The sequence below is a fragment of the Methylobacterium sp. Ger2507 genome (assembly GCF_055231875.1).
Genome location: NZ_JBUYVC010000001.1, coordinates 2,710,461 through 2,736,485 on the forward strand (window position 1 = coordinate 2,710,461; position 26,025 = coordinate 2,736,485).

The 26,025-nt window shown below is 68.7% G+C and carries 26 protein-coding genes and 1 tRNA gene; 13 read left to right on the forward strand and 14 right to left on the reverse strand.

The genetic code is table 11. The features are described from left to right. The first annotated feature begins 99 nt into the window (after positions 1-99). The 4 genes from ACV7NL_RS12540 (at position 100) to ACV7NL_RS12555 (ending at position 2,461) form a co-directional block, all read left to right on the forward strand. Positions 100-828, forward strand: a complete 729-nt coding sequence (locus tag ACV7NL_RS12540; RefSeq protein ID WP_056180324.1) for a CoA transferase subunit A — start codon at positions 100-102, stop codon at positions 826-828. A 23-nt stretch (positions 829-851) separates the two neighbouring features. Next, the gene (locus ACV7NL_RS12545; protein WP_056180321.1) at positions 852-1,511 is read left to right on the forward strand and encodes a 3-oxoacid CoA-transferase subunit B; all 660 of its coding nucleotides are present in this window, start codon (positions 852-854) and stop codon (positions 1,509-1,511) included. Between the two features lie 140 nt (positions 1,512-1,651). Further along, entirely contained in the window at positions 1,652-1,825 is a 174-nt protein-coding gene (locus ACV7NL_RS12550) for a hypothetical protein (protein WP_200940895.1), read from the forward strand. A gap of 339 nt (positions 1,826-2,164) precedes the next feature. Further along, positions 2,165-2,461, forward strand: a complete 297-nt coding sequence (locus tag ACV7NL_RS12555; RefSeq protein WP_056180319.1) for a hypothetical protein — start codon at positions 2,165-2,167, stop codon at positions 2,459-2,461. Between the two features lie 113 nt (positions 2,462-2,574). Here the strand turns inward: ACV7NL_RS12555 and ACV7NL_RS12560 are convergent, their stop codons facing one another. Then, entirely contained in the window at positions 2,575-3,069 is a 495-nt protein-coding gene (locus ACV7NL_RS12560) for an HD domain-containing protein (RefSeq protein WP_463355850.1), read from the reverse strand. A 266-nt stretch (positions 3,070-3,335) separates the two neighbouring features. On the opposite strand from ACV7NL_RS12560, the gene ACV7NL_RS12565 reads away from it, so the two are divergent. Both ACV7NL_RS12565 and ACV7NL_RS12570 read left to right on the forward strand, forming a co-directional pair. After that, positions 3,336-3,743 carry a hypothetical protein gene (locus ACV7NL_RS12565; protein WP_056180313.1) on the forward strand — a complete coding sequence of 136 codons (408 nt, stop codon included), beginning with the start codon at positions 3,336-3,338 and terminating at the stop codon, positions 3,741-3,743. Positions 3,744-4,085: 342 nt separating this feature from the next. Beyond that, positions 4,086-4,436, forward strand: coding sequence for a DUF3140 domain-containing protein (locus ACV7NL_RS12570; protein WP_463355851.1), 351 nt, complete (start codon positions 4,086-4,088; stop codon positions 4,434-4,436). A gap of 82 nt (positions 4,437-4,518) precedes the next feature. On the opposite strand, the gene ACV7NL_RS12575 is transcribed toward ACV7NL_RS12570, so the two are convergent. Continuing rightward, a tRNA-Ala gene (locus tag ACV7NL_RS12575) sits at positions 4,519-4,594 on the reverse strand. A 121-nt stretch (positions 4,595-4,715) separates the two neighbouring features. Here ACV7NL_RS12575 and ACV7NL_RS12580 point away from each other — a divergent pair. Beyond that, positions 4,716-5,018: a YggT family protein gene (locus tag ACV7NL_RS12580; protein WP_056180307.1), complete on the forward strand. Its 303-nt coding sequence runs from the start codon at positions 4,716-4,718 to the stop codon at positions 5,016-5,018. A gap of 95 nt (positions 5,019-5,113) precedes the next feature. Beyond that, positions 5,114-6,160 (forward strand): MaoC family dehydratase, encoded by a 1,047-nt coding sequence (locus ACV7NL_RS12585; RefSeq protein ID WP_463355852.1) that lies wholly within the window; start codon positions 5,114-5,116, stop codon positions 6,158-6,160. On the opposite strand, the gene ACV7NL_RS12590 is transcribed toward ACV7NL_RS12585, so the two are convergent. Next, on the reverse strand, positions 6,136-7,047 hold the full coding sequence (locus tag ACV7NL_RS12590; RefSeq protein ID WP_463355853.1) for a LysR family transcriptional regulator: 912 nt from the start codon (positions 7,045-7,047) through the stop codon (positions 6,136-6,138). The genes ACV7NL_RS12585 and ACV7NL_RS12590 overlap by 25 nt on opposite strands. A gap of 107 nt (positions 7,048-7,154) precedes the next feature. On the opposite strand from ACV7NL_RS12590, the gene ACV7NL_RS12595 reads away from it, so the two are divergent. Both ACV7NL_RS12595 and ACV7NL_RS12600 read left to right on the forward strand, forming a co-directional pair. Continuing rightward, positions 7,155-8,123 carry an SMP-30/gluconolactonase/LRE family protein gene (locus ACV7NL_RS12595; RefSeq protein WP_463355854.1) on the forward strand — a complete coding sequence of 323 codons (969 nt, stop codon included), beginning with the start codon at positions 7,155-7,157 and terminating at the stop codon, positions 8,121-8,123. A gap of 100 nt (positions 8,124-8,223) precedes the next feature. Further along, positions 8,224-8,436 carry a DUF4287 domain-containing protein gene (locus ACV7NL_RS12600; RefSeq protein WP_056180297.1) on the forward strand — a complete coding sequence of 71 codons (213 nt, stop codon included), beginning with the start codon at positions 8,224-8,226 and terminating at the stop codon, positions 8,434-8,436. Between the two features lie 75 nt (positions 8,437-8,511). Here the strand turns inward: ACV7NL_RS12600 and ACV7NL_RS12605 are convergent, their stop codons facing one another. Both ACV7NL_RS12605 and ACV7NL_RS12610 read right to left on the reverse strand, forming a co-directional pair. Next, positions 8,512-9,312: a TSUP family transporter gene (locus ACV7NL_RS12605; RefSeq protein ID WP_056180294.1), complete on the reverse strand. Its 801-nt coding sequence runs from the start codon at positions 9,310-9,312 to the stop codon at positions 8,512-8,514. A gap of 66 nt (positions 9,313-9,378) precedes the next feature. Beyond that, complete coding sequence (locus tag ACV7NL_RS12610) at positions 9,379-9,951, reverse strand: L,D-transpeptidase (protein ID WP_056180290.1); 573 nt, start codon at positions 9,949-9,951, stop codon at positions 9,379-9,381. 247 nt (positions 9,952-10,198) lie between these two features. Between ACV7NL_RS12610 and ACV7NL_RS12615 the strand changes: the two genes are divergently transcribed. The 3 genes from ACV7NL_RS12615 (at position 10,199) to ACV7NL_RS12625 (ending at position 15,483) form a co-directional block, all read left to right on the forward strand. Then, positions 10,199-10,651 carry a hypothetical protein gene (locus ACV7NL_RS12615; RefSeq protein ID WP_463355855.1) on the forward strand — a complete coding sequence of 151 codons (453 nt, stop codon included), beginning with the start codon at positions 10,199-10,201 and terminating at the stop codon, positions 10,649-10,651. A gap of 350 nt (positions 10,652-11,001) precedes the next feature. Next, complete coding sequence (locus ACV7NL_RS12620; RefSeq protein ID WP_463357117.1) at positions 11,002-12,315, forward strand: efflux RND transporter periplasmic adaptor subunit; 1,314 nt, start codon at positions 11,002-11,004, stop codon at positions 12,313-12,315. Between the two features lie 3 nt (positions 12,316-12,318). Continuing rightward, positions 12,319-15,483: a multidrug efflux RND transporter permease subunit gene (locus tag ACV7NL_RS12625; RefSeq protein WP_056180284.1), complete on the forward strand. Its 3,165-nt coding sequence runs from the start codon at positions 12,319-12,321 to the stop codon at positions 15,481-15,483. A gap of 131 nt (positions 15,484-15,614) precedes the next feature. Here ACV7NL_RS12625 and ACV7NL_RS12630 read toward each other — a convergent pair whose 3' ends face one another. From ACV7NL_RS12630 to atzF, 9 genes are all read right to left on the reverse strand, one after another. Further along, on the reverse strand, positions 15,615-16,418 hold the full coding sequence (locus tag ACV7NL_RS12630) for a succinate dehydrogenase iron-sulfur subunit (RefSeq protein ID WP_056180281.1): 804 nt from the start codon (positions 16,416-16,418) through the stop codon (positions 15,615-15,617). Continuing rightward, a complete protein-coding gene (locus ACV7NL_RS12635; protein WP_463355856.1) occupies positions 16,418-17,251 on the reverse strand; it encodes a type II toxin-antitoxin system VapC family toxin in 834 nt (277 codons plus the stop codon). The genes ACV7NL_RS12630 and ACV7NL_RS12635 overlap by 1 nt, the downstream gene beginning before the upstream one ends. A gap of 5 nt (positions 17,252-17,256) precedes the next feature. Then, the gene (locus tag ACV7NL_RS12640) at positions 17,257-17,502 is read right to left on the reverse strand and encodes a FitA-like ribbon-helix-helix domain-containing protein (RefSeq protein ID WP_056180274.1); all 246 of its coding nucleotides are present in this window, start codon (positions 17,500-17,502) and stop codon (positions 17,257-17,259) included. Between the two features lie 25 nt (positions 17,503-17,527). Beyond that, positions 17,528-19,369: a succinate dehydrogenase flavoprotein subunit gene (gene sdhA, locus ACV7NL_RS12645; protein WP_463355857.1), complete on the reverse strand. Its 1,842-nt coding sequence runs from the start codon at positions 19,367-19,369 to the stop codon at positions 17,528-17,530. Between the two features lie 47 nt (positions 19,370-19,416). Beyond that, a complete protein-coding gene (sdhD, locus tag ACV7NL_RS12650; RefSeq protein WP_463355858.1) occupies positions 19,417-19,830 on the reverse strand; it encodes a succinate dehydrogenase, hydrophobic membrane anchor protein in 414 nt (137 codons plus the stop codon). A gap of 12 nt (positions 19,831-19,842) precedes the next feature. Continuing rightward, complete coding sequence (gene sdhC / locus ACV7NL_RS12655; protein WP_056180262.1) at positions 19,843-20,244, reverse strand: succinate dehydrogenase, cytochrome b556 subunit; 402 nt, start codon at positions 20,242-20,244, stop codon at positions 19,843-19,845. Positions 20,245-20,411: 167 nt separating this feature from the next. Next, entirely contained in the window at positions 20,412-21,731 is a 1,320-nt protein-coding gene (locus ACV7NL_RS12660; RefSeq protein ID WP_463357118.1) for an SLC13 family permease, read from the reverse strand. 118 nt (positions 21,732-21,849) lie between these two features. Beyond that, entirely contained in the window at positions 21,850-24,075 is a 2,226-nt protein-coding gene (locus ACV7NL_RS12665; RefSeq protein WP_244476785.1) for a glycosyltransferase family 2 protein, read from the reverse strand. A gap of 119 nt (positions 24,076-24,194) precedes the next feature. Next, on the reverse strand, positions 24,195-26,024 hold the full coding sequence (atzF, locus tag ACV7NL_RS12670) for an allophanate hydrolase (RefSeq protein ID WP_463355859.1): 1,830 nt from the start codon (positions 26,022-26,024) through the stop codon (positions 24,195-24,197). Between the last annotated feature and the right edge of the window lies 1 nt (position 26,025).

Here is a 26,025-nt window from a genome sequence, read left to right on the forward strand (position 1 = left end):
TGTGAAATGTAACGGCGGCCTCGTCACAAGGGCTTGGCAGGACGCGACTTTCGCGTGACGGTCGCGCCGACGAAGAACAAACCCACCAGGAGGGCTTCCATGAAGAAGGTTTATCCGGACGCCACGGCGGCGCTCGCCGGCGTGCTGAAGGACGGCATGATGATCATGTGCGGGGGCTTCGGCCTCTGCGGCATTCCCGACGCCTTGATCGACGCGATCCGCGAGTCCGGCGTGAAGGGCCTGACCGTGGTGTCGAACAATGCCGGCATCGACGGCGTCGGCCTCGGCAAGCTCCTGGAGACCCGACAGGTCGCCAAGATGATCTCGTCCTATGTCGGCGAGAACAAGGAATTCGCCCGGCAATACCTCGGCGGCGAACTGGCGATCGAGTTCAACCCGCAGGGCACCCTGGCCGAGCGCATCCGCGCCGGCGGCGCCGGCATCCCGGCCTTCTACACCAAGACCGGCGTCGGCACCCTGATCGCCGAGGGCAAGGATGTCCGCGAATTCGACGGAGAGGACTACGTGATGGAGCGCGGCCTGTTCGCGGATCTGGCCATCGTGCATGCCTGGAAGGGCGACACCGAGGGCAACCTGATCTACCGGAAGACGGCGCGGAACTTCAATCCGATGATGGCCACCGCCGCCAAGGTCACGGTCGCGCAGGTCGAGCACCTGGTGCAGCCCGGCGAGATCGACCCCGACACCATCATCACCCCCGGCATCTTCGTGAAGCGCATGGTTCACGTGCCGGTGCGCGAGAAGCGCATCGAGCAGCGCACCACCCGCACGCGCGGCGAGCCCGCCGTGCCCGCCGCCGCCGTCTGAGAGCCGACAAGGAGACCACGATCATGGCCTGGACCCGCGAACAGATGGCGGCGCGCGCCGCCAGGGAGCTGCAGGACGGCTTCTACGTGAACCTCGGCATCGGCATCCCGACCCTCGTGTCGAACTACATCCCGGACGGCATGTCCGTGCAGCTGCAATCCGAGAACGGCATGCTCGGGATGGGGCCGTTCCCGTACGAGGGCGAGGAGGATGCCGACCTCATCAATGCCGGCAAGCAGACCATCACGGCGCTGCCGACCACCAGCTACTTCTCCTCGGCCGAATCCTTCGGGATGATCCGGGGCGGGCACATCAACCTGTCCATCCTCGGCGCCATGCAGGTGGCCGAGAACGGCGACCTCGCCAACTGGATGATCCCCGGCAAGATGGTGAAGGGCATGGGCGGCGCCATGGACCTCGTGGCCGGCGTCAAGAAGGTCGTGGTGGTGATGGAGCACACCGCCAAGGGCAAGGACGGGTCGGAGAGCCCGAAGCTGCTCGAGGCCTGCGACCTGCCGCTCACCGGCACCCACGTGGTCGACATGGTCATCACCGATCTCGGCGTCTTCCTGATCGACAAGAAGGGCGACGGCGGCATGACGCTGGTCGAACTCGCCGACGGGGTCACAGAGGACGAGATCCGCAGCAAGACCACCGGGCGGTTCACCACCAAGCTCGCCTGATCGCCGCAGGCAGCCTCGCTCGCAAACAAGCCTCCAAACCCGCCCGACGCACCGTCGCGGCGGGTTTTTGCCGTCCGGCCGGTCCCCGCTCGTGCTCGGCGCCCTAGCTGACGCAGGACGACAACAGGGGAGCGAACCACATGGCGGCGATTTCGAAGCAGGTTCTGGACGAAGGCCGGGCGGCCAAGGCGGCGGGGCAGCCCGACGACGCGAATCCCTACCCGGCCGGCTCGCAGAACAGCGCGGATTGGCTCGAAGGCTATACCGTCGACGAGCCCGAGCAGAACACCGACCGGGCCGAGAGCGACACCTGAGCGGAGCCCAAGGAGCGGGGCGGTCCAAGCCGCCTCGCGCGCCCGTCGCCGGTGCCGGACCGGTGGCGCCAGCCGCCCCCCTCGGGGCACGATCTCGCGGCCGCGTCCACGGCCCGTCGAGACCGGATCATCGGGCCATGGTCACAGCTCTGGATTGCACGCGAACCGGCCCAGGCTGAATAGTCCGCCGGTCAAACGGCACCTTACTGAGATGACGCTAAATGTTTGTCGCGCTCGGTGAAAATCATCGTGCCGGGATGAACAAATGAGACACGGCCGCGTTTGTCCACCACATACCAAGAACTTCACCACATACCAAGAACTTGGAGACAACGCAGCATGTCCATCAAGACCTTTGCCATCGCCAGCTCCCTTGCCCTCGCCCTGACGGGATCGGCCTTCGCCCAGACCGCCGCCGGCGGCGGGTCTGCGGAAGGCAACATGAACAACCCGGGCAGCGTGAAGAGCAACAGCGAGAAGTCGATGGAGCGCACCGGCGCGCCGGCGAGCACGGGCTCCACGATGGCGCCGGCCGGAACCTCGGGCGGCCCGAGCACCGCGACGGTGGGTGCGCCCGGCGGCAGCACCGGCGGCAACGGCGAGACCGGCAGCGGCGCGGCCCCGAGCGGCAAGTAAGCGCGCGATCAGCTCAGCGCTGAATCAACCGGCCCGGTCGTTCGCGAACGGGCCGCCTCGTGACATCCGGCCCCGCAGCCTGAACGGCTGTGGGGCCGTTTGTCGTCGGGCCGTCAGGCACCCGTGTAGCCGAGGGACGCGGCGGCCGCCTTCAGGCGACCGAAGGCCTCGGCATAGGCCGCGCGCCGCGCTTCGCCGCCCTTGAGAGTGCGGTCCGGGCTGAGATTGTCCTCGGTGTCGGACATCTTGATCAGGATCGCACCGAGATTGCCCTTGGCGATCAGCGCGGCGATGCGTGCGTCGTAGGGCATCGGCTCCGGCGGCTTGGTCAGCATCACGACCATCGCGATCACCGCATCCGGGAAACCTTCGGCGCGCAGGGCCACCGGCGTCGTCGGGGTGTCCTCGAGGACGTCGTGCAGGATCGCCGCCTGCATCACCTGCATCGGATCGAGGGCGAGGCGATCCACCGACTTGGCATGGCCCGCCCGCGCCACGGAGGCGTTGGCGACGCGCTCCAGGTGCCGGATATAGGGCTGCCCGCCCTTATCGATCTGTCCCGCATGCGCGACGATCGCGAAGCTGTGGGCCTCGAAGATGGATGCCATGACGCGTCCTTCGGCAGGGCCGCCGCCGGGCGCGGAAACGCCCGGTTTTGACCGCTTCCGCCGTGTCTGCCCCGATTCCGCGGGACCGTAAACCATCCCGCGCGCGGACGATCGCCGCATCGCGCGGGGCCTCTGGAACGCGATGGCCCGGAAACGGGACGCCGCCGTCCGGCAGCGTTAGCGGCCCATTAAGCGGAACCATCGAAATCAAGGGATCATCAGGGGGCGTTCCCCGGCCTTCGGGCACAGCGTGAGGACAGTGGCGTATGGGCAGCGTTCCGGCGACGATGGACAATGTGGTTCCCTTCCGACGCGCCCTTCGCACCCAGCACACGGAAGCGGCCGCACCCCGGGGTGGTCTGGCGGCCCGCCGCAGCGAGCAGCGCGCGCTGATGGATTCGGTCTACGCCACCGGCAGCCTCCCGGTGGCGGCCGGCGACCGAGAGACGAAGCTCATCGCGGCCCGGCTCCAGGTCTACGGCTTCGTAACGATCGAAGAGATCGCGACCGACGGCACGGCGCGCCGCCTGCGTCCCTCCGAGGCCATCCGGGCGCGGACCGATTCGCCGTGGCGCCTCACCAAGGCGAGCTACGGCGCCGGGGCCGGCCTCGCCGTCACCATTCCGGCGATCGACGGCTTCCTGTTCGACCAGCCCTCCGGCGTTCCCGCCTGAGGCTCGACGGGGGTCGCCGGACCCGGCTGTGGCGGCCGGGAGACATCGGCAATTTCCTCGCCGGCACCGTAGTCGGGATCATCGAATTTTCAGGGCGACCGTGACATGAGTGGGTTCGTTCCACACCCGGCCATATCGCCATGCTGTCCGCCTCTGAAAACCTCGTCATCCAGCACCGTGAGATCGTCGCCGTCCTGGCGACGTACGGGATCTTCCTCGCCGGCGTGATGGCGGTGGCCTGGCTGATCGCCTGAGGCCAGGCGTGCGGGTCGCGCCGTCGCGGGCGCGGAACCCGCGGGGTTTCGCCCCGGTTTCTCGCCCGACTTTTCGGGAGACGACACTATGGCCAAGGCCGACGACCACGCCGAAACCTACGCGGCCTTCCACGAAGCCGTGAACATGACCCCGGCCAAGCTGGAAGCCTACCTGGAGACGGACGAGAGCCAGTCCGTCGGACAGAAGACGGGCGGCGGCGAGGCCACGGGCCATCGCGAGGGCCGGCGCATCGTCGCGCTGCTGAGGACCAAGAAAGCCGATCTCAGCGACGACGATTACGCCCACATGGCGAAGGTCGTCGGCTACGTCCACCGCCACCTGAAGCAGGGCGGCCCGGAGGACAAGAGCGCGGTGAAGGACTCGCCCTGGCGCCTGTCGCTGATGAACTGGGGCCACGATCCGCTCAAGCACGACTGACCGGACCGGATCGGCCGTCGCGGAGTCTCGCGAGCAGGGTGTTGGAAAAAACCACCGGCAGCCCCCGCGCCTGGGGGTAACCTGGTGGAGCTGAGCGGGATCGAACCGCTGACCTCCGCAGTGCGATTGCGGCGCTCTCCCATCTGAGCTACAGCCCCGTTCCGGGGTGGCGGCCTTTTAGGCTTGCCCACGTCGACCTGTCAATTCCAGAAATCCTGCAGCTTTGCGTGCGCGTGATGCGTCCCGCGAGCGCGGGCCACGAGGACATCGTTTCCGCGCATGAACGCCTTCATCTGGCTCTTCGACACCGTCGTGCAGCTCTACATCTACGTCCTCATCGCCAGCGCGGTCCTGAGCTGGCTCGTCGCGTTCAACGTGGTGAACGTGCGCAATCCGATCGTGTCGCAGATCGGTGAGGTGCTCTACCGCCTCACCGAGCCGGTGCTGCGCCCGATCCGCAACATTCTCCCGAACCTCGGCGGCGTCGACCTCTCGCCGATCGTGCTGGTGCTGCTTCTGCTGTTCGCGAGCCGCCTGCTGCACGAGTTCGTGCCGACCCAGACCGTCGTCTATCCGGGCTGACCCGGCACCGTGGCGGCGAGCCGGTCCCGGTTCGCCGCCCAGCCCGACACAACAAGAAACGCGAGCCGCCGCGCCGTTCGAGGGACGCCCGAATCATGAAGACCAATCCCGGCCGCTTCTTCGAGGATTACCGCCTCGGCGAAACCATCCGCCATGCCACCCCGCGCACGGTGACCCTCGGCGACGTCGCGCTCTACACCGCGCTCTACGGCCCCCGCTTCGCCGTGCAATCCTCGGACGCCTTCGCGCGCGCCATCGGCTATCCGCAGAGCCCGCTCGACGACCTCCTCACCTTCCACGTGGTCTTCGGCAAGACCGTGCCGGACATCTCCCTCAACGCGCTGGCCAATCTCGGCTACGCCGAGGGCGGCTTCCGCCGGCCGGTCTATCCGGGCGAGACCCTCTCGACCGTGTCGGAAGTCATCGGCCTTAAGGAGAGCTCGAATCGCCAGACCGGCGTGGTCTACGTGCGCTCCACCGGCTCGGACGCCCAGGGCGAGACCGTGCTGAGCTATTGCCGCTGGGTGCTGGTGAAGAAGCGCGACCCCGAGGCGACGATCGCGCAGGAGCACGTGCCGACCTTCGCCAAGGTGGTGGACCCGGCCGACCTCGCGAGCGCCCTGCCGCCCCTGAATCCGGGCGCCTACGACGTCGAACTCGCCGGCTCGCCGCACCGCTTCGGCGACTACGTGGTGGGCGAGAAGATCGACCATGTCGACGGCGTGACCGTGGAGGAGGCCGAGCACCAGATCGCCACGCGCCTGTACCAGAACACCGCCAAGGTGCATTTTGACGGCTACGCGGCCAAGGACACCCGTTTCGGTCGGCGCCTGATCTACGGCGGCGTCGTGATCTCGCTCGCGCGCGCCCTCAGCTTCAACGGTTTGGGCAACGCCTTCGCGCTGGCGGGCATCAATGCCGGGCGCCACGTGGCCCCTCTGTTTGCCGGCGACACCGTCTATGCCTGGAGCGAGGTGCTGGAGACCGCCGACCTGCCCGGCCGCACCGACATCGGCGCCCTGCGCCTGCGCACCGTCGCCACCAAGAACCAGCCCTGCGGCAACCACCCCGACAAGACCGGCGACGGCTACGACCCATCGGTCATCCTCGACCTGGATTACTGGGCCTTCATGCCGCGCTGATCCGCGTCGAAATTCGCGACCAGAAAGTCGACGAAGACGCGGAGCTTCGGCGACAGGTGGCGGTTCGAGGGCCAGACGAGCCAGAAATCGCCGCCCTCGGCCAGAGCCTCCGGAAGGACTTCCGTCAGCGCGCCCTGTGACAGCGCCTCGGCGGCCAGGAAGCGCGGCATCGCGGCGATCCCCAGACCCGCGATGGCGGCGGCGCGCAGGGCCTCCATGTTGCTGGCGACGAGGGGGGTCGGAAAGGCGTCGGCGGCCGTCGCGGCCATACCGCGCAGGACCCAGGGCTGCGGGTTCGCCGCCGATGCCTGCCGGAAGCGCAGGCAGGCATGGGCGCTCAGATCGTCGACGGCACGGGGGGTTCCGGCCCGCGCGAGGTAGGACGGCGCCGCGCACAGCACCATCCGGAAACCGCCGATCCGGCGCGCGACCATGCGCGAATCCGCCGGCACGCCGCTGCGGATCGCGGCATCGAAGCCTTCCTCGACCAGATCCACCATCCGATCGCTGAAATCGAGATCGAGCCGGATGTCGGGATAGAGTCGGGCGAAGCGCGGCAACAGCGGCACCAGGAAGCGATACCCGATCGTCGGCAGGCTCAGTCGCAGCCGTCCGCGTGGGGACGACGCCACCGCGCTGACGGCGAGATCCGCCTCGGCCAAGGCATCGAGCGCCCTGCGGCACGGTTCGAGGAACAGGGCGCCTTCCGCCGTGAGGCTGACGCTCCGGGTGGTGCGCTGGAGCAGGCGGACGCCCAATTCGGCTTCCAGCTTGGCGACGCTCTTGCCGATGGCCGACGGGGACAGCCCGAGGGTGCGGGCGGCGGCTGCGAAGCTGCGGGCATCGGCGGTGCGGACGAAGGCGGTAAGGGCGGCGAGGCGGTCCATGTGTGGGATCATAGCGTATCCGTCCGCAGTGCCAGTCCCGGGCGAGCCATTGTTTCCAAAGTTGCGGCGATGGACCCTGAGCGCCCGCATCCCGACCGGAAACAGCCATGGACCACGCGACGCCCCCCTACGCCTTCGTGGAGAACGTTCCCCATCCCGAGGATCTCGTGCGCCTCGACGGAACCGCCTGGATCGTCGTCAGCAGCATGCCGTCGCCCCGGGGCGGCGGCGGCCGCCTCTCCGTCGTGGATGCGGAGCATCCGGACCGCCCGCCTTTCGCCCTGTTTCCCTCGGCGGACATGCTGACGGGCGCCCCCGTCGCCGGCACGTTCTCACCCCACGGCATCAACACCCGGGCCACCGGCCCGGGCGCGTTCGAGCTCTACGTCGTCGATCACGGCGCGGGCGAAGCGGTCGACATCTTCGATCTCGCGGTGACGCCCTCCGGCCCGCGCGGACGGGCCGTGCGCCGGGTGGCGATGCCGCCGGGCACCTGGGGCAACGGCATCGCGCCGACCCCGGAGGGCGGCTTCGTCGTGACCAGCATGTTCGATCCCGGCGATCCGGACTTCCTGGCGAAATTCGAGGCCGGCACGCCCACCGGCGGGGTCTGGCACTGGTCGCCCGAGGGCGGATGGGCTTCGATCGCCCCACGCCCGCTCTCCGGTGCCAACGGGATCGAACTCACCCGCGATGGCCGCTTCGTGATCGTGTCCGAATGGGCCACGCGCCGGCTCTGGCGCTTCCCGCTGACGGGGGAGGGCGGCATCACCGCTGTCGACCTCGACTTCCTTCCGGACAACCTGCGCTGGGGATCGGATGGACGCCTGCTGCTGGCAGGCCAGAACGCGACGCCGCGCGCGGTGTTCGGCTGCGAGGCCGCCGGACGGCCGTGCCCGATGGCCTTCACGGTGGTGGAGGTCGATCCCGAAACCCTGGCGACCCGTGTCGTCGTGCGCGGCGGGGATTCCCGCTTCGGCGGCGCGACCGGAGCCCTCGGGGTCGGCGGCGAGGTCTGGGTCGCCAGCTTCACCGGCCAGCGCGTCGCTCGCTACCTTCGGCCCGGCCGCCCGTGACCCGACCGGCTCCGCGCAATGGTTGAGAAGACGGCAGGATGTGTTCAGGTTGGCTTGTTCACATTGAAGTCATCCGTCTGCACGCGAAGGACGACGCGCCGTGGCAACCGAGACGACCAAAGGTCCGGCCTCCTATTTCCCGTCGATCGAGAAGACGTATGGCCGGCCCATCGCCTTCTGGCAGCAGATCGTTCTCGACAGGCTTCCGGCGAGGCACATGGAACTCGTCGCGATGCTGAAGACCGAGCATGGCATGGGCCATGGACATGCCAACGCGATCGTGGCGCATGTCCTGGCGACGCGGAAAGCGTGACGCCATCCCGCCGAGACACCGACGTGCAGCGAAGCTCGCTAAGCCCTCGGCTTTACTGGCGACCGCGTTCGGCGATCACCCCCCGAACCATCCGGCCACGGCGCGGCGCAGCGGATTGGCCGGATCGGACAGGAGGCGCAGAGCCATCAGGCACGCGATGGTGACGAGGAGGGGACGGATCAGGCGGGCGCCCATGCGGATCGCCAGGCGCGAGCCGATCTGCGCGCCGAGGAAGGCGCCCACCGCCATCACCAGACCGATGGCCCAGACCACGTGGCCGCCGAGCGCGAACAGGGCGAGGCTGCCGAGGTTGCTCGCCGCGTTGGCGAGCTTGGTGTGGGCGGTGCCCTTCACCACGCCGAGCCCCAGCAGGGTGACGAAGCCGATCATGTAGAAGGCCCCGGCACCGGGACCGAACACGCCATCATAGAAGCCAACCGCCGGCGCCCAGGTCAGGGCGAACCAGTTCGGCGTGATGCGGGCGGTGGCGTCCTCGTTGCTCATGCGCTTGGCGGTGGCGAAGTAGATCGCGATCGCCACCAGAAGGATGGGCACGGCCGCGTCGAGAACCGGCCGCGGCAGCAGGCTGACGCAGAGCGCGCCCGCGATGGAGGCGCAGCCGGCGCTCACCGCGATTTTCCAGGCGTCCGGCCAGTGGATCAGGCGGCGGCGGGCGAAGGCGAGGGTGGAGGAGACCGCGCCGGCGCTGCCCTGGAGCTTGTTGGTCGCGATGGCGGAGACGGGATCGAGACCGGCGAGCAGCAGAGCCGGCAGGGTCAGGAGGCCGCCGCCGCCCGCGATTGCGTCGACGCAGCCGGCCGCCAGCGCGACCGCGAACAGACCCGCGATCAGGCCGATATCGACTCCGAAGATCATTCCGTCCTCACGTCTCAGGTCCAGCGAGGCCGGCCGGCGGCGGTCTCGCCGGGGTGGTGGCCGTCCTCAGTTGCGGACGACGACCTTGGTGCCGACCTTGGCGCGATCGTAGAGGTCGACGATGTCCTTGTTGGTCATGCGGATGCAGCCGGACGAGACGGCGGCGCCCATCGTCTCGGGCTCGTTCGAGCCGTGGATGCGGTAGAGCGAGGAGCCGAGATAGAGGGCGCGGGCACCGAGCGGGTTGTCCTGGCCGCCGGCCATGAAGCGCGGCAGGTCGGGCCGGCGCGCCAGCATCTGCGCCGGCGGGCGCCAATCCGGCCATTCCTTCTTCATCGTCACCGTCTTCTCGCCGGACCACGAGAAGCCCTGGCGGCCGACGCCGACACCGTAGCGCACGGCCTGGCCGCCGCCGAGCACGTAGAAGAGCCGGCGCTGACTCGTGGAGACCACGATGGTGCCGGGCTTCTCGGCGCCCTTCCAGGCGACGGTCTCGCGCGGGATCGCCTGCTCCTTGAAGATGTTCATGAAGTCGGCGATCGGCCCGCTGTCGAACGGGTTGCCGGCGAAGGCCGGTCCGGTCGCCAGGGTCAGGGCCGCCGCCAGGGCGGATGCGGCGAGAGCGCGGCGCGTCTGCATGGTCTGTCCTCCAGCCGAAAACCGGGGGAGCGCAGGCGCGAGCGCCCGGCGTGTCCGGAAGGCATGTGGTCGAGGGCGAGAGCCTTGGCGGGATGGGAGAGGGCGGTCAACCGAGCCGGGATCGAAGGCGCCGCCCCTGTGTGATCCCGGCAACGCCCGCGACTCGGGCTCTCCGATCCGCCCGTCCGCCCTGACACAATGCCGCAGGAACTTGCGGCCAAGGCCCTTTGACCCCAGACTCGGAACCGTGAGTTCCGCAGATTTCCATACCGCGCGCGCCGCCGAACCGGCTTCGCCCGAGCGCGTCCCGGCTTCGCCCGGGCGTCTTCGGGCTTCGCCGATCCTGGCGCGCCCGGTCCTGCGGGCTTTCGGCGTGCTCGCGTCGGGTCTCCTCGCGATGCTGCTTCTGGTCTGCGCCGTGCTGCCGCTCCTGCGGATGGCGGGCGAGGTCCCGCGCGGTTTCGAGCGTCAGGCCGTGATGGCCTCTTCGACGCTGCCGCCGAATCGGGACACGAACCTGCGCATCTCGGCCGCGTTGATCGACCTCGACGACAGCTACAGCAACGTCGCGGCCCTGCGCATTCCGCAGGCGACCGAGCACCGGACGGATCGCCTCGTCCTGCCGCGCGTCCTGCCGGCGCCCGCCACACGGGCGGTCGCGCCCCCCGATCGGCCCCCCAGGCTCGTCCTTCCGGCCTGAACCGTCTGCCGCTTTCCGGCGGACGCAGGATTCGACCTGACTTTTTCGTGTCGAATACAACCTGCGTCGTCGGAACGCCCAGATTGTGCGCCATCCCAGCCTCGTCATCGGACGATTCGGACCGGGTCCGGCCGATCCGCGCCCCCTGGGCACGGGCCAAGCCGCCGCACCTGTGACCGCCACCACCCCACGTCCGGCCATGCAGAATGGCCCGGCGCTTGCCATGGCCCCAGCCGCGCGCGGCGATCAGGGGGCCCGGACCTTGAACGCGGCGATGCCGGCCCGTGTCTGCGGGCCATCCGCCGGAATTGCGCAGGAGCGACGCGATCGTGACGTCTTTCAACCACCGCCTGTTCGGGGCCCGGCCGACCGCGCTCGCCGCGGGCATCGTCCTGGTCGCCCTATCGGCCTGCAATCAGAAACAGCAGGCGGCGGCCCCGGTCCCCGGACCGGTGCCCGAAGTCAGCATCGTCACCGTCCGCGAACAGCCGATTCCCTACGTGCGCGACCTGCCGGGCCGCGTCGCGCCGCTGCGCATCGCCGAGGTGCGCTCGCGCGTCTCCGGCCTCGTGGTGAAGCGCACCTTCGAGCAGGGCAGCTTGGTCAAGGAAGGCGACGTTCTCTACAAGATCGACCCGGCCCCGTTCGAGGTCGAGCTGCAGAGCGCCGAGGCCGCCTTGGCCCGGACCGAGGCCGCGCAGGTCCTCGCCGGACAGCAGGCCGACCGCCTGGAGCAGCTGCTCTCGCGCCAGACCGCGAGTCAGGCGCAATACGACGCCGCCTATGCGGGCCTGAAGCAGGCCCAGGCCGAGGTCGCGGGCGCCAAGGCGACGCGCGACCGGGCCAAGCTCAATCTTGGCTACACCGATGTCCGCGCCCCGATCTCCGGCCGCATCGGCCGCGCGCTGCTCACCGAGGGCACCCTGGTGGAGCAGGGCGGCGCCGCCAACCTCGCCACCATCCAGCAGCTCGACCCGATCTACGTCGACATCACCCAGTCGGTCGGCGAGCTGAACAAGCTGCGCCGGGATCTCGCCAGCGGCGAACTCTCGCGCCTCTCGGCCGACACCGCCAACGTCCACCTCATCATGGATGACGGGACGCTCTACGGCTCGGCCGGCAAGCTGCTGTTCTCCGATGTCACCGCCGATCCGAGCACCGGGCAGGTGACCCTGCGCGTGTTGTTCCCGAACCCGCACGACGAGCTCTTCCCCGGCATGTACGTGCGTGCCCGCATCAAGCAGGGCATCGACACCGATGCGCTCGCGGTGCCGCAGCAGGCGATCCAGCGGACCAACGACGGCAAAGCCGAGGTCTGGGTGGTGCGCGACGACAGCAAGGTCATGCTTCAGCCGGTGGAGGTCGGCCCGGTGGTCGACAACCAGTGGGTCATCCGCTCCGGCCTGAAGGCCGGCGACCGCGTGGTCGTCGAGGGCGTGCAGAAGATCACCGCCGGCCAGCAGGTGAAGACCGTCGAGCTGCGGGTCGCCACCGCCGACGCCGAGCCGAAGCCCCGCGACACCGAAGTTCCGGAGCCCGAGGCCGCCGAGGCGCCGGGCGCGCCCAAGCTCGCGGCGCCCAAGCCCGCGTCGCCCAAGCCCGCGTCGCCCCAGACGGCGGCACCCAATACGGCTGCCCCCAAGCCCGTGTCGCAGGTGCGCTGAACCATGGCTCGCTTCTTCATCGACCGGCCGGTCTTCGCCTGGGTCGTCGCCCTCTTCATCATCCTGGGCGGCCTGCTCACGATCCCGCAATTGCCGGTGGCGCAGTATCCCGTGATCGCGCCGCCCTCCATCGCGCTCTCGACCGCCTATCCGGGCGCGTCGGTGGAGAACCTCTACACCGGCACCACCCGGCTCATCGAGGATGAGCTGAACGGTGCCGCCAACATCCTCAGCTTCGAATCGGCCAGCGACGCCTTCGGCGTGGTCGAGATCACCGCGCAATTCCAGCCCGGCACCGATTCGAGCCTCGCGGGCGTCGAGGTGCAGAACCGCCTCAAGCGCGTCGAGGCCCGCCTGCCGGCGGAGGTGCGCCAGCAGGGCACCCTGGTGGAGGAGGCCTCCGCCGCGACCCTGCAGATCATCACCCTGGTCTCGCCCGACAAATCGATGGACGAGATCGCCCTCGGCGACTTCCTGATCCGCAACGTCATCAACGAGATCCGCCGCATCCCGGGCGTCGGGCGCGCGACGCTGTATTCCACCGAGCGCAGCCTGCGCATCTGGATCGATTCCGACAAGCTGCGCGGCCTGTCGCTCAACGCCTCCGACGTGTCGAAGGCGATCTCCAACCAGAACGTCCAGATCGCGTCCGGCGCCGTCGGCGCGATGCCCAGCCCGCAGAGCAACCCGGTCAACTTCCCCATCATCGTGAAGGGCCAGATGACCGCGCCGGAGGAGTTCGGCGCCATCGTGCTGCGCGCCAATTCCGACGGCTCCAACGTGCGCCTGCGCGACGTCGCCCGGATCGAGCTCGGCGGCGAGGACTACAAGTTCACCACCCGCCTCGACGGCGGCGAGGCCGCCGGCATCTCGGTGACCCTGGCCCCCGACGGCAACGCCCTCCAGACCGCCTCGGCCATCCGCGCCAAGATGGAGGAGCTGTCGCAGTTCTTCCCGTCGAACGTGAAGTGGGACATCCCCTACGACATCACCCCGGCGGTCGAGGCCTCCATCGAGAAGGTTCTGCACACCCTGGTCGAGGCGGTGGTGTTGGTCTTTATCGTGATGTTCGTCTTCCTCCAGAACATCCGCTACACGCTGATCCCCACCATCGTGGTCCCGATCGCCCTGATGGGCACCTGCACGGTGATGCTGCTCGCCGGCTTCTCGGTGAACGTGCTCACCATGTTCGGCATGGTGCTGGCCATCGGTATCCTCGTCGACGACGCCATCGTGGTGGTCGAGAACGTCGAGCGCATCATGAACGAGGAGGGCCTCTCCCCGAAGGAGGCCACCCGCAAGGCGATGACCCAGATCACCGGCGCCATCATCGGCATTACCCTGGTGCTGATCGCGGTGTTCATCCCGATGGCGTTCTTCCCCGGCTCGGTCGGCATCATCTACCGCCAGTTCTCCATCGCGATGGTGACCTCGATCGCCTTCTCGGCGCTGCTGGCCCTGTCGCTGACCCCGGCCCTGTGCGCCACCCTGCTGAAGCCGATCGAGAAGGGCCACGGCCATTCCAAGGGCGGCATCTTCGGCTGGTTCAACCGGGTGGTGGACCGCGAGACCGCCCGCTACGGCCGCGGCGTCGCCGGCCTGATCAAGCGCTCCGGCCGGGTCATGCTGGTCTACCTCGCCCTGGTCATCGGCCTCGGCTACGCCTTCCTGCGCCTGCCGGAGGGCTTCCTGCCGGTGGAGGACCAGGGCTTCTTCACCGTCGACATCCAAACCCCGCCCGGCTCCTCCTTCAACCGCACCGAGGCGGCGGTGAAGAAGGTCGAGGAACATCTCCTGGCGCAGCCGGGCGTCGCCACCGTGACCGTCGTCAACGGCTTCTCGTTCTCGGGCCAGGGACAGGTCACCTCACAGGCCTTCGTCACCCTGAAGCCCTGGGGCGAGCGCGATGCCGACAACTCGGCCGCCAAGCTGATCGAGGGCACCAACAAGGCGCTGGCATCCTACAAGGACGCGGTGATCCAGGCCCTCGAGCCGCCGCCGATCGACAACCTCGGCAACGCCTCCGGCTTCAGCTTCCGACTCCAGGACCGCGCGCAGAAGGGCTACTCGGCCCTGATGGCGGCCCAGGAGCAGTTGCTGTCGCTCGCCCGCAAGAGCCCCGTCCTGCAGAAGGTCTATGTCGAGGGCCTGCCCCCGGCGCCGCAGGCGGAACTCGTCATCGACCGCGAGAAGGCGGCCGCCCTCGGGGTCGATTTCGAGGAGATCAACAACACCATCCAGGTCAACCTCGGCTCGGTCTACACCAACGACTTCCCCAATCGGGGCAAGATGCAGCGCGTCATCGTCCAGGCGGAAGACGCGCAGCGCCTGAAGGCGGCCGACATCCTGAATTACGGGGTGAAGAACGCCTCCGGCACCATGGTGCCGATGTCCTCCTTCGCCGACCTGAAATGGGGCGTCGGCCCGGCCCAGATCATCGGCTTCAACGGCTACCAGTCGGTCCGCATCACCGGCGAGCCGGCCCCGGGCTACACCTCGGGCGACGCGCTCAACGAGATGGAGCGGCTGATGGAGCAGCTGCCGAAAGGCTTCGGCTACGCCTGGACCGGTCAGTCGCTGCAGGAGAAGCAGGCGGGCTCGCAGGCCTCGCTGCTGCTCGGGCTGTCGATCCTGATCGTGTTTCTGTGCCTCGCCGCGCTCTACGAGAGTTGGTCGATCCCGTTCTCGGTGCTGCTCGTGATCCCGCTCGGGGTGATCGGCTCGGTGGCGGCGGTCTACCTGCGCGGTCTGCCCAACGACGTCTACTTCAAGATCGGCATCATCACGATCATCGGTCTCTCGGCCAAGAACGCGATCCTGATCGTGGAATTCGCCAAGGACCTGTGGAAGCCCGGGACCTCCCTGGTGGACGCGACCATCGAGGCGGCGACGCTGCGCTTCCGGCCGATCGTGATGACCTCGCTGGCCTTCATCTTCGGCGTGGTGCCGCTGGCGATCGCCACCGGCGCGGCCTCGAAGAGCCAGCAGGCGATCGGCACCGGCGTGCTCGGCGGCATGGTCTCGGCCACCGTGCTGGCCGTGCTGTTCGTGCCGGTGTTCTTCGTGGTGGTGATGCGGATCTTCCGGCGCAAGGACGCCACCGAGGGCATCCGGTCGGAGGCCGAGCCCGGTGCCGTGCACGTGCCGCACCACGCACCCGCCGAGTAGGACGCCGCCACCCTGAGGCCGCTGCGCGGCCTCAGGGCAGGCTACGAACATCGGGCAATGGACAATTAAAAAGGGCGCGCGGTTCAGAACCGCGCGCCCTTTTCAGTGAGTCTTACAAGGAGAGGGAAAAGCTACACCTCTCGGGCGATCATCATCTTCTTGATCTCCGCGATGGCCTTGGCCGGGTTCAGGCTCTTCGGGCAGGCGTTGGCGCAGTTCATGATCGTGTGGCAGCGATAGAGCCGGAACGGATCGTGCAGGGCGTCGAGGCGCTCGCCGGTGCTCTCGTCGCGGCTGTCGATCAACCAGCGATAGGCTTGGAGCAGGGCGGCCGGGCCGAGGAAGCGATCACCGTTCCACCAGTAACTCGGGCACGAGGTGGTGCAGCAGGCGCAGAGGATGCACTCGTACAGGCCGTCGAGCTGCGCCCGGTCCTCGGGGGTCTGCTTCCACTCGCCCTCGGGCGCGGGCGTCTCGGTCTGGAGCCAGGGCTCGATCGAGGCGTGCTGAGCGAAGAAGTTGGTCAGGTCCGGAACGAGGTCCTTCAGCACCGGCATGTGCGGCAGCGGGTAGATCCGCACCGCGCCGGTCTTCTTGCCCTTGGCGTGCTCCTGGCACTCGTCGATGCCCATGGTGCAGGCCAGCGCGTTCTGGCCCTCGATGTTCATGGCGCAGGAGCCGCAGATGCCCTCGCGACAGGAGCGGCGGAACACCAGGGTCGAGTCGACCTTGCTCTTGATCCACAACAGGGCGTCGAGCACCATCGGCCCGCAATCGTCCCGGTCGACCTGGTAGACGTCGACGCGCGGGTTCTTCCCGTCGTCGGGATTCCAGCGATAGATCCGGAATTCCTGAAGGTTGTTGGCCCCCGCGGGCCGAGGCCAGGTCTTGCCCTCGGTGACCCTGGAGTTCTTGGGAAGGGTGAATTCAGCCATCAGGAACCCCTGTGCATATCTGGAGAGAATGGAGAGGCCCGGGCGCGTTCGAGACCTGCGGACAGGTAGCTGACGAGCGAGAGCACGTAATTCCGGTCCTCGGGGCCGATCAGGCGTTCCGCCTGCTCCCGGATGTCGATCCAATCACCACCGTCGAAGCCGCGTCCGAGCCAGCAGACAGTGACGAGATCTCGCAGATCCGAAATCGGCAGATCTGCAATCAGGCTTTTGAGTCGTAGGAAGTCCGGCGCCTCGACGGCAGGACCGGAAACGTTTGCCGGAACGAAAACGTAGCGCTCGGTCAATGCCGCGGACGACCCGCGTAGAGGTTCGAAGGTTGCAACGACCTGAGCGCTCAAGCTGACGATGCCGTCGATGCGATCCTGTGGAATCGCAACCCATGCCTGACTCCGTGATGCCGCCGACACGGCGTTCTCAAGGCCAAGCAGCAGATGGCCGAAATTGCGTTCGGTTGCTTTCTCGATCAGCTTCAGATCGGCGGTGACGACGCATGATCCCGCCTGTTCAGCACAGGCGAGGAAGATGCAGTCCTGAACGGGGTGGCTCATGGCCACGGCGATCTCCAGTGCCCTTTGGAACAGAACGAGGGTCGGGGAAATGGATACGAACAGGTGCGGAAGGGCCGCACAGCTTTCTTTGGCCACCTCCCAATCCGCCTCTCCGAGGCGAATCTTCTTTTGCAGCGCCCTGGCGAATTCCGTGAAGATCAGGTCGGGGGCCTGAAGCGTGGCCTCCGTCGCAAGCAGCGCCACGGCGGTGTCGTGCCCTGATTCCGGAAGGAACCACTTCACCGCCACCGACGTGTCGATCACGAACCTCACCTGTCGCGATCCTCCCGGATCAGGTCCACACTGTCGGTCTGCATGATCGATTTCGGAACCATCGCGGCAATCCGCGCGACGCGCGCCACCCGGTCCTGCAGTACCACCGCACGCTCCGCAGCGAGGCCGTCGCGCAGCAGGGTGAGAACCTCATGCTCGATCGAACGACCATGTCGCCTCGCCCGAGACGAGATCTGCTGGACAGTCTCGTCGTCGACGTTCCTGATCATCAGTTCGCCCATGGCGAGGGCCTCCAGTCCGTGGTCCTCAATACACCCGTGCCTTCGGCTCGATGTACTGGATCTCGTTCGACATCGTGTAGGTGTGAACCGGGCGGTAATCGATGCTGACCTGCTTCGACGTGTCGTCCATCCAGGCGAGCGTGTGCTTCATCCATTCCTTGTCGTCGCGGTCTGGGAAGTCCTCGCGGGCATGGGCGCCGCGGCTCTCCTTGCGGTTGGCCGCCGATTCCATGGTGACGACGGCCTGACCGATCAGGTTGTCGAATTCCAGGGTCTCGAGGAGGTCGGTGTTCCAGATCAGCGAGCGGTCGTTGACGTGGATGTCCGGAATGCCGTCGGCGACCTTGTGGATGAGGGTCTTGCCCTCCTCCAGAACCTCGCCGGTGCGGAACACCGCGCAGTTGTTCTGCATGGTCTTCTGCATCTCGGCACGCAGCTGCGCGGTCGGGGTGCCACCGTTGGCGTAGCGGAAGCGGTCGAGGCGGGCGAGCGCCTTGTCGGCGGAGTCCTTCGGCAGGTCCATCTGGCGGGCGCCCGGCTCGACGATCTCGGCGCAGCGCAGCCCGGCGGCCCGGCCGAACACCACGAGGTCGATCAGCGAGTTCGAGCCGAGCCGGTTGGCGCCGTGCACCGAGACGCAGGCCGCCTCGCCCAGCGCCATCAGGCCCGGCACCACCGTATCGGGGTTGCCGTTCTTCAGGGTCAGCACCTCGCCATGATAGTTCGTCGGGATGCCGCCCATGTTGTAGTGGACCGTCGGCAGCACCGGGATCGGCTCCTTGGTGACGTCGACGCCCGCGAAGATCTTGGCCGATTCGGAGATGCCCGGCAGGCGCTGGTGCAGGATGGCTGGGTCGAGATGGTCGAGGTGCAGGTAGATGTGGTCGTTGGACTTGCCGACGCCGCGCCCGGCCCGAATTTCCATGGTCATCGAGCGCGAGACCACATCGCGGGAGGCGAGGTCCTTGGCCGAGGGAGCGTAGCGCTCCATGAAGCGCTCGCCCTCGGAATTGGTCAGGTAGCCGCCCTCGCCGCGGGCGCCCTCGGTGATCAGGCAGCCGGCGCCGTAGATGCCGGTGGGGTGGAACTGCACGAATTCCATGTCCTGCAGCGGCAGGCCGGCGCGCAGCACCATGGCGTTGCCGTCGCCGGTGCAGGTATGGGCGGAGGTGGCCGAGAAGTACGAGCGGCCGTAGCCGCCGGTGGCCAGGATGGTCTGCTGGGCGCGGAAACGGTGGATCTCGCCGCTGGCCTGGTCGATGGCGATGACGCCGAGGCAGCGGCCCTCCTCGTCCATGATCAGGTCGAGGGCGAAGTACTCGATGAAGAAGTTGGTGTGGTTCTTCACCGCCTGCCCGTAGAGGGTGTGCAGCATGGCGTGGCCGGTGCGGTCGGCCGCCGCGCAGGTGCGCTGGGCGGTGCCCTTGCCGTAATCGGTGGTCATGCCGCCGAACGGGCGCTGATAGATCTTGCCCTCTTCGGTTCTGGAGAAGGGCACGCCCCAATGCTCCAGTTCGTAGACCGCCGCCGGGGCGTTGCGCACGAGGTACTCGATCGCGTCCTGGTCACCGAGCCAGTCCGACCCCTTCACGGTGTCGTACATGTGCCAGCGCCAGTCGTCCGGTCCCATATTGCCGAGGGAGGCCGAGATGCCGCCCTGGGCCGCCACGGTGTGCGACCGGGTCGGAAACACCTTGGAGATGCAGGCGGTACGCAGGCCGGCCTGGGAGCAGCCCACGGTGGCGCGCAGGCCCGCGCCGCCGGCGCCGACCACCACCACGTCGAAGGTGTGGTCGTTGATGGTGTAGGCGGGGGCGCCGTTGCCGTTGCTGGCGGTTCCGTTGGTGGCGGTTCCGTTGGTGGCCATGGGCAGATCCTTCGGGTTCGGGATGCGGGTCAGATGAGCGTGCCGGGCTAGACGAGCTTGCCGAGGCTGACGCGGAGGATCGCGTACAGGCAGGCGACGGCGACGATGACCGCGTAGAAATTGTTGGCGAAGAAGGCCGCGAGCTTCAGTCCCTTGTGTTGGACGTAATCCTCGATGACGACCTGCATGCCGATCCTCATGTGGAGCGTGACCGAGATCACGGCGAGGATCAGGATGAGCGCAACCGCCGGGTGCGACATCAGGGCGATCGCCTCGGGGTAGGGGCGATTGGCCATCAGCGCGACGATGACCACGAACGCGATCATCAGGGGAGCGTTGGAGGCGGCGGTGAGCCGCTGCAGCCACCAATGGCCGGCGCCGTGGCCGGAGGCGCCGAGGCCCTTCACGCGGGCGCGCGGCGTACGCATGGTGACGTTGGTGTTCTGGCGGTTATCGACCATCGGGACGGCTCCTCAGCGCAGCACGAGGGCGAGCGCCCAGATCAGGACAGTCAGGATCACGGAGCCGATGAGCGTGCCGCGAGCGAGCCACATGCGGCGCTCCCGGTCGAGGCCGTGGCCGAAATCCCAGATGAAGTGGCGCAGGCCCCCGAGCATGTGGTGCATCAGGATCCAGGTGTAGACGAACAGCACGAGGCGCCCGACGATCGAACCGAAGAACCAGGCCACGGTGCCGTAGGCGCCCGGACCCGAGGCGAGGGCCACCAGCCAGATCGCCACCAGGGCCGAGCCGCCATAGAGGGCGGTGCCGGTGATGCGATGGAACACCGACATCGCCATGGTCCAGGTCCAGCGGTAGATCTGGAGATGGGGCGAGAGCGGTTGGGCGACCGTGGGACGGACGGTGGGAGCCATCGTGCGGAAGGTCCTCGACTGGGCGGCGCCATCCTTTTTTCAGATGGGCCACAAGAAAAATTTGGACTGTCTCTAAAGTGCTAGCGGGCACCCGCCAATGCGCAACCCCGGCTTGCTGCAGTGCACATGCGACACAGCCGCCGATTCGTCATTCGTCCACCGGACCCTCATGGCAGCCACCCGAGCGCACGCCACCAGAGATAATCCAGGGGTGCGACGACGACGAGCGAGGCGAAGCCCATGGCAAGTGTCAGCTTGGTCGCGGCCCGCAGCGGCACCGTTCCGAGATCGATCGCGAGGACGATGGGCGGCGCCTGATACGGCAGGAACAGGGTCGAGTAGCCCACGACCTGGATCATCACCACGGCCATCAGGTCGAGGCCGCCGGCCCGGGCCATCTCGCCGGCGAGCGCGGTGTAGAGCGCGGGCGCGCCGTTGGCCGTGACCGCGATGGCCAGGATTGAGGCCAGCCCGGTCAGGATCGCGAAATTCGCGGCCGGGGCGTCGGGCGTCAGCGGCGCGACGTGGAGCAGGGCGTGACCGAGGCGGGCGCCGAGCCCGGTCTCGTTGACGGTGGCGACGAGGCCGAGGAGCGCGGCGACGTAGAAGCAGGTCCGCAGATTGACCGCGCCGAAGGCCTCGGCCGGCAAAACGCCGATGCGCGGCATCAGGCACAGGATCGCCGCGACGAGGCCGACCCAGGCGGGGGCGATGTTGTGCAGGCTGTCGGTAACCCAGAAGGCCAGGGTGGCGGCCAGGATCACGGCGAGGCGCCGGGCCTCGGGGCGCAGGGGTTCAGGCGGTAAGGGCTCGGTCGCCGAGGCGGCGCCGGTCGAGCCCGGGTCGAGCCGATCCGGAAACAGCCAGAGAATGGCCAGGACGAGAAGGGCGCCCTTCGCCAGCGCCAGGACCGGTGCGTGCAGCAGCAGGTAGGGCAGGTAGGCGATGTGCAGCCCGTACTGCGTCTCCGCGGTGCCGGCCATCACGAGATTCGGCACGTTGGCGGGCAGGATCGCGGCCGAGAGGAGGGGGGTTGCGAGGCCCACCGCCAGCACGGCGCCGTGGCGGCCGGCCCGGCCGGCACCGAGGCCGAAGGCATCGCAGAGGGCGAGGACGACGGGGACCAGCAGGGCGATGCGCCCGAGATTGGATGGCATCACGAAGGCGACGGCGAAGGACAGGGCGACGATGCCCGCGATGAAAGCCGGGTAGGAGGCCGAAAGATGGCCCGAGAGGCTTCGCGCCAGACGGTCGCCGAGGCCGGACCGCGTCATGGCGAGCCCCACCACCATGCCGCTCAGGACCAGCCAGAACGCCGAGGAGGCGAACCCCGAGAACACGGTCGCGGGGGGCGCCAGCCGGAACAGCATCGCGCCGGCGAAGAACAGCATCGCGGTGACGATCTCGGCGACGAGGCCGCTCGCCCACAGGCCCATGCAGAGCACGAGCAGGAGCGCGGTCACCGCGACCGTCGCCTCCCCGCCCATGAACGTCCCTGCCGGCATCGACCGCTGCCATCCCGATGATGAGCCGGGACACTGCTCCTACCTTGGAGCGGTTCGCAATTCGAGATTTTCCGATTCAGCCTTCGCGCGCGGCGAAGGCTCAGAAGCGCGCGGGATCGAGTTCGAAGGTCGGCGGCAGGGCTTCGAACCATTCGCCATAATAGGGATCGCGGGGGAGCTTCGCCGCCCAGCGATCCCGGAAGCGCCGGTGCTCGGCCGGGTCGACGATGCGTGCCCGGTTGCGACTCTCGTAATGGTAGAGGCTGGCCTGCGGGCAGTAGACGCTGCGCAGGTTACGCTCGCGCAGCCGAAGACACAGATCGACGTCGTTGTAATTGACCGCGAAGCCTGCATCGAACCCGCCGATACTCTCGAAGTCGGCGCGGCGCACCATCACGCAGGCGCCCGTGACCGCGAGATAGTTGCGCGTTCCCACCGTGGAGAAGAAGTGCCCGGGATCGTCGCCCGGATAGCCGCGCCGGACATGGTCGGGCGTCGCATCGACGATCGAGACGCCCGCGTGCTGGATCTCGCCGGTCTCGAACAGGAGCTTGGGGCCGACCGCGCCGACGCCGGGGATCTGCAGCTGCGCCAGCAGGGCCTCGATCCAGTCGGGGGTGATGACGGCGATGTCGTCGTTGAGGAAGACCAGGACTTCGCCGCTCGCCGCGGCGGCGCCGAGATTCATCTTGGCGGCCACGTTGAAGACCGGCTCCGCCCAGGTGACGCGCCGGGCGCCGTGGCGGACGAGGGCCGCCTCGGTTGCCGGGCGCAGGTCGCCGTTGTCGACCACCACGAACTCGATGTCGGGGTAGGTGCTGAGGGCCGCCACGCTGTCGAGGCAGGCGGCGAGGAGATCGACCGCCTTGCCGCCGACGAGGCTGTCGCGCCCGGCGGTGGGAATCACGATCGAGACGCGGGGGCGCGCGGTCAGCCTGCGCCGCATCTCGAAACAGCCCTTGAACGCGCTCGGGCGGGCGAAGTCGAGCTCGCCCGTGCGCCGGGCACGGTCCTCCAGACCTCGGATCGCCGCGGCGATGACGTAGTCCTTGTTGTCCATGGTCTGGGCGGTGGAGCCCGGAATCGCGCGCCAGTGATAGAGCACCTTCGGCACGTGCACGACGTTGCGGACGTGCTCGGTGTAGCGCAGGGCGAAGTCGTAATCCTGCGCGCCGTTGCAGGCATCGCGAAAACCGCCGATCCGCCGGACGATGTCCATGCGGTAGAGCGCCAGATGCGCGGTGTACATGCAGGCTTCGAGGGCTTCCGGCGACCAGTCCGGCTTGAAGAACGGCTCGTAGCGCACGCCGTCGATCGAGATCTTGTCCTCGTCCGAGTAGATGAAATCGACCGTGTCGTCGGCGTTCAGGACGCGGGCGAACGCGTAGAGCGCGTTGTCGGGGATCAGGTCGTCGTGATCCATCAGCGTCATGTAGGCGCCGGTCGCCAGCGCCATGGCGTCGTTCGAAGCGCCCGAGATGCGGCCGTTGGTGGCGCGGCGATGGATCTTGATGCGCGGATCGGCGGCGGCGTAGGCCTGGAGCATCGGCCAGATATGCGGTGCCGGCGAGTTGTCGTCACAGAGGCACAGTTCCCAATCCTCGTACGCCTGCGCCTGCACCGACGCGATGGCGGCCTCCAGCCAGCGCTTCGGCGTATCGTAGACCGGCATGACGATCGAGATGCGCGGACGCAGGCGAAAACCCGCGATCTCGGCGCGCATCGCCGCCACGCTGAGACGGGACGGGGTTTCGACCTTCTCGATCCAGGCGGTGTAGGAGGCTGGCACGGGGCGCGGCCGGGCGCTGGCGCGGAAGTCGCGCCAGAGGTCGCGCACCGGTCGTTCGCGCGCGGCGGCCCGGATCGCGGACACGATGCCGGCGGCCGTGCGCGCCTCCGCCGGCAGCCGGTCCAGAAGTCGACGGGCGGTCTCCAGTGTGGCGCCGACGACGCCGAGATGCGTCAGGCTGACATGGCCGAGGTGGAAGCGGCCGGCACCGCTCATCGGATCGAGGCGCAGGCCGCGGACGCGACGGGGCAGGTGCACCAGGTTGTCGATGCCGGCGGCATCGGCCTCGAGCGGGATGGTCAGCGTCTCGCGAAACCCCTTGCCGTCATCGACGTAGAGGATCGGGACGAGCTTGGTCCGGTCGAGGGCGGTGAGGTCGGCGCGGATGCGGACCCAGCCGCCGCGATGACGCCTGCGTCCGGCCGCCGGCCAGAGCCGGAAATGCGGGTCCGACCCGGTCGCGCGCCACGTGTCGGGGGAACCGTCCGCCTCGATCTGGCTGAACGGGTCGAGGCGACAGCGTAGAATGCGCGGCAAACCCGGATCCTCTTCGATGCGGGCTCAGGGCTGGCCGAGCCGGCCGGCAGGCCCTGAGCCCGCCGCGCCCGGGGTTTAGGGCATGCCCGCCGACCCTCGCAAGGGCGGCCGGGGCCGTCTCAGGCCGACTCGGCCGCGAGGTAGGCGCGCCAGCCCCCGTACCGGGTGATCTCGGGGGCGCCCGCCACCGCATGCGCCTCGCACAGGAAGCCCGAGACGGATTCGCCGTCGGCCAGGGTGATCTTGCCGATGCCGAGCGGCGCCGGGATCGCGGCGGCGAAATGCCCGAAAGCCGCCGGATCGAGGCCCCAGACCTCGACCTCCAGGCCCGGGCCATCGAAGCCGGGTGCGCGCACGAGGCCGGGCTTCGGCGGCACCGTGCCGGGCAGGGCGTAGAGCCGGTAATCGAACGCCGTCCGGGTGGCGCGCAGGAAAGTGGCGCCGAGATCCTGAAGTTGGTGGTTCAGCGCGAGCCCGGTGAGATGGGCGCCGACCACCACCAGGGGGATCTGCCCAGAGGCGACGGGTGGAACCCGGCTCGCCTCGGGTAGGGCGCGCCCGCGCTCGATGCCCATGCCCGCGCTCATGCCCGCGCTCATGCCCGCGCCCAGCGCGCGATGCAGCGCATCGGCCCAGGGTGCCAGGGCCTCGTCGCTGAAGCCCGGGCCGACCAGCATCACGCCGGCCGGCAGCCCGTCGCGGCGGAACCCGGCCGGGACCGCGATGGCGGCCATGCCGAGCAGGTTGGCGAAATTCGTGTAGCGGCCGAAATGGCTGTTCCGCGCGATCGGCTCGGCCTGCATCTCGGCCACCGTGTAGATGGTCGGGGAGGTCGGCAGCAGCAGCACGTCGAGATCGGCCAGGATGGTGTCGGTGCGGCGTTTCAGGGCCTCGAAGGCGTAGCGGCCGCGGAAGGCGTCGACCGCGCTGTAGCGCTTCGCGGATTCGACGATGGCGCGCACGCTCGGGTCGAGGGCGTCGGGGTGGTCGGCGTAGAATTCGGCGATGGCCGCCAGCCGCTCGGCGACCCAGGGGCCGTCATAGAGCAGCGCGGCGATGGCGCGGAACGGCGCGTAGTCGAACGGCACCGCGACGCCGCCGAGGCGCTCGAGCCGGGCGATGGCGCCGTCGTAGAGCGCCGCCGTCTCGGCATCGCCGTAGAACTCCCGCTCGGCGGGGCCGAGCACCCCGAAGCGCAGGCCCGTGCCCGGGAGCGGATGCGGCCGCGCGGTCCGCGAATAGGGATCGGCCGGATCGAAGCCCTCGGCGATCCGGCGCACGGCGATGCCGTCGCCGACGGTGGCGGAGAAGATCGTAATGCAGTCGAGGCTGCGGCAGGCCGGGACGAGGCCGGTGGTGCTGAGCGCCCCCGGCGTCGGCTTGATGCCCACGAGATTGTTGAAGGCCGCCGGCACACGGCCGGAGCCGGCGGTGTCGGTGCCGAGACTGAAACAGGCGAGCCCCGCCGCCACGGCCACGGCCGAACCGGAACTCGATCCGCCGGAGACGAAATCGGGGTTGAACACGCTGCGCGGGGCACCGTAGGGCGAGCGGGTGCCGTTCAGGCCGGTGGCGAACTGGTCGAGGTTGGTCTTGCCCGTCACCAGGGCGCCAGCGGCCTTCAGGCGCGCCACCACCGCGGCATCGCGCTCCGGCACGGAGGCGAAGGCCGGGCAGGCGGCGGTGGTGGGCAGGCCCGCCACATCGATGTTGTCCTTGACGGCGAAGGGCAGGCCCCAGAGCGGCAGGGAATTCGGCTCCGGGTGCGCCTGCATCAGGGCGCGGGCCGCCGCGATCAGGTCGGCGCGCGGCACCGGCGTGATGAAGATGGCCGGGTCGGACGCGGCCGCCATCCGCTCGGCAACGAGCTCGGCGAGACCGACCGGATCGAGGCTCCGGTCGGCGAAGGCCGCGCGCAGACTCGCGATGTCCAGGATCGTGGGCAGCATG

Excerpts from the sequence above, each read along its gene's own strand:
- ACV7NL_RS12610 (WP_056180290.1), bottom strand. The coding sequence starts at position 9,951 with ATGCAGACGCGCCGCGCTCTCGCCGCATCCGCCCTGGCGGCGGCCCTG.
- ACV7NL_RS12585 (WP_463355852.1), top strand. The coding sequence starts at position 5,114 with ATGAAGACCAATCCCGGCCGCTTCTTCGAGGATTACCGCCTCGGCGAA.
- ACV7NL_RS12590 (WP_463355853.1), bottom strand. The coding sequence starts at position 7,047 with ATGGACCGCCTCGCCGCCCTTACCGCCTTCGTCCGCACCGCCGATGCC.
- sdhC (WP_056180262.1), bottom strand. The coding sequence starts at position 20,244 with ATGGCTCCCACCGTCCGTCCCACGGTCGCCCAACCGCTCTCGCCCCAT.
- ACV7NL_RS12550 (WP_200940895.1), top strand. The coding sequence starts at position 1,652 with ATGGCGGCGATTTCGAAGCAGGTTCTGGACGAAGGCCGGGCGGCCAAG.
- ACV7NL_RS12640 (WP_056180274.1), bottom strand. The coding sequence starts at position 17,502 with ATGGGCGAACTGATGATCAGGAACGTCGACGACGAGACTGTCCAGCAG.
- ACV7NL_RS12625 (WP_056180284.1), top strand. The coding sequence starts at position 12,319 with ATGGCTCGCTTCTTCATCGACCGGCCGGTCTTCGCCTGGGTCGTCGCC.
- ACV7NL_RS12605 (WP_056180294.1), bottom strand. The coding sequence starts at position 9,312 with ATGATCTTCGGAGTCGATATCGGCCTGATCGCGGGTCTGTTCGCGGTC.
- ACV7NL_RS12555 (WP_056180319.1), top strand. The coding sequence starts at position 2,165 with ATGTCCATCAAGACCTTTGCCATCGCCAGCTCCCTTGCCCTCGCCCTG.
- ACV7NL_RS12540 (WP_056180324.1), top strand. The coding sequence starts at position 100 with ATGAAGAAGGTTTATCCGGACGCCACGGCGGCGCTCGCCGGCGTGCTG.
- ACV7NL_RS12570 (WP_463355851.1), top strand. The coding sequence starts at position 4,086 with ATGGCCAAGGCCGACGACCACGCCGAAACCTACGCGGCCTTCCACGAA.
- ACV7NL_RS12560 (WP_463355850.1), bottom strand. The coding sequence starts at position 3,069 with ATGGCATCCATCTTCGAGGCCCACAGCTTCGCGATCGTCGCGCATGCG.
- ACV7NL_RS12595 (WP_463355854.1), top strand. The coding sequence starts at position 7,155 with ATGGACCACGCGACGCCCCCCTACGCCTTCGTGGAGAACGTTCCCCAT.
- sdhD (WP_463355858.1), bottom strand. The coding sequence starts at position 19,830 with ATGGTCGATAACCGCCAGAACACCAACGTCACCATGCGTACGCCGCGC.
- ACV7NL_RS12660 (WP_463357118.1), bottom strand. The coding sequence starts at position 21,731 with ATGGGCGGGGAGGCGACGGTCGCGGTGACCGCGCTCCTGCTCGTGCTC.
- ACV7NL_RS12630 (WP_056180281.1), bottom strand. The coding sequence starts at position 16,418 with ATGGCTGAATTCACCCTTCCCAAGAACTCCAGGGTCACCGAGGGCAAG.
- atzF (WP_463355859.1), bottom strand. The coding sequence starts at position 26,024 with ATGCTGCCCACGATCCTGGACATCGCGAGTCTGCGCGCGGCCTTCGCC.
- ACV7NL_RS12565 (WP_056180313.1), top strand. The coding sequence starts at position 3,336 with ATGGGCAGCGTTCCGGCGACGATGGACAATGTGGTTCCCTTCCGACGC.
- sdhA (WP_463355857.1), bottom strand. The coding sequence starts at position 19,369 with ATGGCCACCAACGGAACCGCCACCAACGGAACCGCCAGCAACGGCAAC.
- ACV7NL_RS12580 (WP_056180307.1), top strand. The coding sequence starts at position 4,716 with ATGAACGCCTTCATCTGGCTCTTCGACACCGTCGTGCAGCTCTACATC.
- ACV7NL_RS12545 (WP_056180321.1), top strand. The coding sequence starts at position 852 with ATGGCCTGGACCCGCGAACAGATGGCGGCGCGCGCCGCCAGGGAGCTG.